At 63.7% G+C, this 5,017-nt stretch carries 6 protein-coding genes and 1 pseudogene; 3 read left to right on the top strand and 4 right to left on the bottom strand.

Annotated features, from left to right (window positions below):
• A pseudogene (locus tag AHiyo1_RS12115) lies at positions 1-1,061 on the top strand (dihydrolipoamide acetyltransferase family protein); the annotation flags it as partial.
• The gene (locus tag AHiyo1_RS12110) at positions 1,054-1,518 is read left to right on the top strand and encodes a hypothetical protein (protein ID WP_059388731.1); all 465 of its coding nucleotides are present in this window, start codon (positions 1,054-1,056) and stop codon (positions 1,516-1,518) included. The pseudogene AHiyo1_RS12115 and the gene AHiyo1_RS12110, both read left to right, overlap by 8 nt.
• Here AHiyo1_RS12110 and AHiyo1_RS12105 read toward each other — a convergent pair.
• The 3 genes from AHiyo1_RS12105 to AHiyo1_RS12095 all read right to left on the bottom strand — a co-directional run bounded on the left by AHiyo1_RS12105 (position 1,515) and on the right by AHiyo1_RS12095 (position 3,739).
• Positions 1,515-1,853 carry a hypothetical protein gene (locus AHiyo1_RS12105; RefSeq protein WP_113990649.1) on the bottom strand — a complete coding sequence of 113 codons (339 nt, stop codon included), beginning with the start codon at positions 1,851-1,853 and terminating at the stop codon, positions 1,515-1,517. The two genes, AHiyo1_RS12110 and AHiyo1_RS12105, sit on opposite strands and share 4 nt — an antisense overlap.
• Positions 1,854-2,006: 153 nt before the next feature.
• A complete protein-coding gene (locus AHiyo1_RS12100) occupies positions 2,007-2,435 on the bottom strand; it encodes a universal stress protein (protein WP_059388730.1) in 429 nt (142 codons plus the stop codon).
• Positions 2,432-3,739 carry an aminotransferase-like domain-containing protein gene (locus tag AHiyo1_RS12095; RefSeq protein WP_059388729.1) on the bottom strand — a complete coding sequence of 436 codons (1,308 nt, stop codon included), beginning with the start codon at positions 3,737-3,739 and terminating at the stop codon, positions 2,432-2,434. Before AHiyo1_RS12095 ends, AHiyo1_RS12100 begins: the two co-directional genes overlap by 4 nt.
• A gap of 114 nt (positions 3,740-3,853) precedes the next feature.
• On the opposite strand from AHiyo1_RS12095, the gene AHiyo1_RS12090 reads away from it, so the two are divergent.
• A complete protein-coding gene (locus AHiyo1_RS12090; protein ID WP_059388728.1) occupies positions 3,854-4,681 on the top strand; it encodes an isocitrate lyase/PEP mutase family protein in 828 nt (275 codons plus the stop codon).
• A gap of 9 nt (positions 4,682-4,690) precedes the next feature.
• Here the strand turns inward: AHiyo1_RS12090 and AHiyo1_RS12085 are convergent.
• A partial coding sequence (locus AHiyo1_RS12085) for a GerMN domain-containing protein (RefSeq protein WP_059388727.1) occupies positions 4,691-5,017 on the bottom strand: 327 nt, incomplete at its 5' end.

Raw genomic sequence — 5,017 nt, 5'->3', positions numbered from 1 at the left:
GTCGAGACCGCCGTCGAGCGGGTGGCAGAGCCCAGCGCTCCGGCCCTGTCGCCCGTTGCCGCACAACAGCCCGCAGCCGCAAGCCAGACATCCGCAAGCCAGACATCCGCAAACCAGGCGCCGGGTCTCACCGGCATCGGTGCAACGGTCAGTGGCCTCGTCAACCGGGTGCTGGCCAAGCCGCCCGTGCGCAAGATCGCCCGTGAACTTGGGATTGACCTGGCCGACGTCGTTCCCACCGGAGCCCGCGGCGAAGTGACCCGTGAGGATCTGGTCAGTTACCAGTCGCAGCGCGATGCCGAGGTGGACCAAGCAGACAAGTTCTGGGGTGCGTCCAAGAAACCGCAGGATCAGCGAGTGGAACGGATCCCGGTCAAGGGCGTCCGCAAGGCCACGGCCAAGGCCATGGTGGAGTCGGCCTTCACGGCGCCGCACGTGAGTATCTTCGTTGACGTGGATGCCAGCCGCACCATGGAATTCGTCAAGCGGCTCAAGGCCTCCAGGGACTTTGAGGGAATCAAAGTATCGCCGCTGCTGATCCTCTCGAAGGCTGTGATTTGGGCCGCGGCGCGCAATCCGAGCGTTAACGCGACCTGGGTGGAGAACGCCGATGGCAACGGAAACGCGGAGATCCACGTCAAGCACTACATGAACCTGGGCATTGCCGCGGCGACGCCGCGAGGGCTTATGGTTCCGAACATCAAGGATGCCCAGGATCTTTCCCTCAAGGAACTGGCCCTCGCCCTCAATGAGCTTGCCAGCACGGCACGCGCCGGCAAGACCCAGCCGTCGCAGATGCAGGGCGGCTCGCTGACCATCACGAACATCGGCGCCCTGGGCATCGACACCGGAACGCCTATTATCAACCCGGTGAGGTGGCAATCGTCGCGTTCGGCACCATCAAGCAAAAGCCGTGGGTGCTCGACGGCGAGGTCATCCCCCGCTGGATCACAACGCTTGGCGGTTCGTTCGACCACCGCGTGGTGGACGGCGACCTCTCTGCCCGTTTCATGGCCGACGTAGCATCCATCCTCGAAGAACCTGCCCTGCTGCTTGACTGAGCAGCGCGGCATCAAGGACGGGCGGCGCGGGCAGCGCGGCGTTAGGGGAGAGCGGCACCGCGTTGCCAGGGTCCTGACGGAAGTCTTCCAGCCGCCCGCCGTCGTATCCGTCCTGCTGCTCCTGAGCCCTGCGGTGGAACCAGGCTTCCCGGGCACGATATGGTTCGGTGTCCTGGCGGCGCTCTTTGTCTGCGCGCTGCCGCTGGCCTACGTCCTGCTCATGGTGCGGCTCGGCAAACTCAGCGACCACCACGTCAGTGATCGCAAGGAGCGGGCGCCGTTGCTGATGCTTGCGCTCGTGTCCGTCGTCGTGGGGCTGGTGGCCCTCAATCTCATCCACGCCCCGACGAGCGTCTCAGCGATGATCCTTGCACTGATTGGCGGCATCACGGTGTTGGCCGCAGTCAGCCTCGTGTGGAAAATCAGCGGCCATGCCTCGGCAATTTCCGCGGGCTAGTAGGACGTGTAGCTGAGCGCGAGGTCGCGCAGTTGCTGATCGCTCATGCTGCCGATCATTCCGAATGACAGCACCATCGCCAGGGCTCCGACGGCGAGCATCGCGGAAGCAACCACAAGCAACAATTTCCAGTCGGAGCGAAGGATGCTGCGGAAGGTCTCCGGCATCTGGAGCAACGGGGAGATCATGTTCGGGGCGCTGTCTACCGAGCCGTCGTCGAGAAGTGCCACGATGCGGTCATTCGCCCGGTCGAAGCGCATGGAACTGATGTGGTTGCCATGGCGGGCGAGCAGAATGTCGTGTCCGACGCGTTGGCGCGGCTGCAGAGTAAGCAAAAGGGATCCCCTACGTTGATGTGATGGGCGGCTCGCGCCCTTGGGGGCCACTTCAATTTTATCGGCGGCATCCTAGCCGCACGGCCAAAATCGGGGTGAGACCGCCCACCACAACGCGTGATCCCCGTCAAAGTCCAGGGGTCGGCGTGTTCCCTACGGTTCGTCCGTCTTGGCAATGTAGACGTCGCACGGCGCGTTGTGCGCCACCGTGTTCGCAACGCTGCCGAGAACCCTGGCCAGTCCCTGCATACGGCGGTTGCCGACCACGATCACTTGGGCACCCACTCGTTCGGCTTCCTTGACCAAGGCCTCTCCGGCTTTGCCGAAGACGGCCCCGTAGCTGGTGGTCAATTGCTCGGAGGCGAGTTCTGCGGCGACTTTGCTGGCGACCTTCTCCGCGGCGTCGGCGTCGGAGAGAATCCACTTGTCCCCTCCGCTTTCGACGACCTCCACGTGGGCGCCTTCAAAAGCGGTGATGACGCGGAGTTCCGCGCCCAGTGCGGTCGCCAAATTCTTTGCCGAATCGGCGGCCCTTCTCGCTGTTACGCTGCCGTCGACTCCGACGAGGACTATTCCGCTCATATATCTGCTCCTTTGCTGATGACATCAATGGCTTCTTGCAAAACCGGCGCCAATCGGCGGACACCTTCGGCGATGGACTCCGGTGGCACTGCGCTGAAAGCCAACCTCAGTTTGTTGGATGGTTCGTCCGAGTGCGTGAACGCCGCGCCGGGGATGAACACGACCCCCGCGGCGATTGCCCTCTTGAGCAGCGGATACGTGTCGACGCCGTCGGGCAAAGTGACCCAGACGAAGAAGCCGCCCTCGGGCCTGGTCCAGCTGAGCCCGGAAGGCATGTGCTCTTCCAGCGCCACCAGCAGGGCATTGCAGCGTTCCTCGTACAGGGCCCGGTAGGTGTCAATCTGCCCGCGCCAGTCGTAGTCCCGAAGATATGCGGAGATGATCATCTGGTTCAGGGTGGGAGGGCATAGGGTCACGGCTTCCGAAGCCAGGTAGAAGCGCCGCTGCAAGTGCTCGGGTACCAGGGCCCACCCGATGCGCAGTCCCGGGGCAAAGATCTTGGAGAACGAGCCCATGTAGATGACGTCGTGCTCATTCGCGGCACGCATTGGTTCCAACGGCTTGCCGTCGAAGCGCAAAAGACCGTAAGGGTTGTCTTCGAGCACCAGAATATTCGCATTGCGGCATATATCGACAATGCGCTGACGCCTCGCCGGAGCAAGCGTGATGCCGGAGGGGTTGTTGAAGTTGGGGATCGTGTAGAGGAACTTGATGGTCTTGCCCTCGGCCTGAAGCGCAGCGATCTTGGCTTCGAGGAGCTCCGGAACCAAGCCGTTGTCGTCCATGTCCACGGTCTCAACCTGGACCTGGTAGGCCTCGAAGGTGTTCAGGGCACCCACGTAGGTGGGGTTTTCCACGAGGACGACGTCGCCAGGATTGCAGAAGACTTTCGTGGCGACATCCTGGGCCGACTGGGAACCGGCGGTGATCACCACGTTCTCCGGGCGGGCGTCCATGATGCCCTCCGCGGCCATGATCTCGCAGATCTGGGTACGCAGTTCCTCGGTGCCTTGGCCGCCGCCGTACTGCAGTGCCGTCATGCCTTCTTCCGCGATGATGCGGGCCGCGGTCTGGCCGAGCTTCTCGAGGGGCAGGGACTGCAGATAGGGGTTTCCGCCAGCGAGGGACACGAGTCCCGGCCGCATTGAAATGTCGAAGACGTCACGCACAGCGGACTGCTTGATGTTGGCGGCGCGCTCCGAGAAAAGTTCCTCGTGGCGGTGTGCGGCAGTTGCTGCTCGCTCTATTGCGTCGATTGCTTCCGCGGGCAATTCAGGCCCGGCATCCAATGTTTCGTGGGTCACATGGAAAGGATACTCCCCGGAGTTGCCAATTGGGCAACGGATGTTTCATCCCATTTTTTGGATTCGCGGTGCGAAGCGCTTTACGTCCGGACAGAGGAAGGCTGGAATAGAGCAATGACGACGCACCCCGAACTCGAATCCAAGGCCCTCCGCTTCCACGAGCTCCATGCCGTGCCGCATGCGCCGTTGGTGCTGGTTAATGCGTGGGATGCCGCGTCTGCGCGGATGGTCGAGGAAGCGGGCGCGACGGCGGTGGCGACTTCCAGCTCGGGAGTCTCCTGGAGCCTGGGGTACCGGGACGGTGACCACCTTCCGCGGCACCTCGCAATGGAGGCGCTGGCCCGGATAGCGAAGGCCACCCGCTTGCCCGTGACCGCGGATATCGAGACCGGGTACGGACGCGCAGACGAAGAACTCCAGGCCACGGTTCGAGCGGTGCTGGACGCGGGCGCCGTCGGGATCAACATCGAGGACTCGGCGGACCAGCCGTTGAGCGAGATCACTGAACAGTCCAGGCGCATCGCGCTGATCAGGCAGACTGCCGAGGACGCGGGCGTCCGGCTGTTCATCAATGCGCGAACGGACACTTATTGGTCTGGAAAGTTCCCGGACACTGCATATGAGGAAACGCTGCGCCGGGCGGATGCCTATCAGCGGGCAGGGGCGGACGGAATATTCGTGCCCGGCTTGGCGGACCTCCATGTCCTGCACGAACTTTCCCGGCGGATCGGCGTACCGCTCAATGCGTTGGCCGGCTTGGGTTCGCCGTCGCCCGGAGAACTGCACGACGTCGGCGTGCGGCGGATCAGCATCGGCGGCAGTACTGCCAGGGCGGCCTACGCGAAGGTCTCCAGGCTGGCCATGGAAGTTCTTGGCGACGGGAACTGGTCGGGCCTCGCCGGAAGCCGGAGCTACGCAGACATGGATGCGCTCTTCGAGTGACTGGCCACCTCAGCGCAGACTCAGGACGTCCGCCAGGGCATTCCCGTCGATGTAGATCGCTGCCTGGGATGCTCCCGTAGCCGCCACCGCGGTTTGCGCCAGCTGAGTCTCGATCCGCGGGTTGTCGCACACGCCTCCAGGGCGAAGTGAACCGCTCAGGTTCACGACGGCGGTGGTGCCGTCGAGGTAGCCCGAAACGTAGCGCAGCGCGGAACCCGAGAGCGCGTTGTACAAACCTGCCCGGGACGCGGTGCCGTCGGGCGCCAGCAACTGCGCCATTGCCCCTGCCAAGCGGTCGCTGCCGGGAGGGGTGGTGACGTGGACGGCCACGAGGCT

It is taken from the genome of Arthrobacter sp. Hiyo1, from assembly GCF_001263615.2.
In the GTDB taxonomy this organism is placed as follows: domain Bacteria; phylum Actinomycetota; class Actinomycetes; order Actinomycetales; family Micrococcaceae; genus Arthrobacter.
The sequence above is the reverse complement of the archived record's forward strand: the minus strand, read 5'-3'. Positions and strand labels throughout refer to the sequence as shown.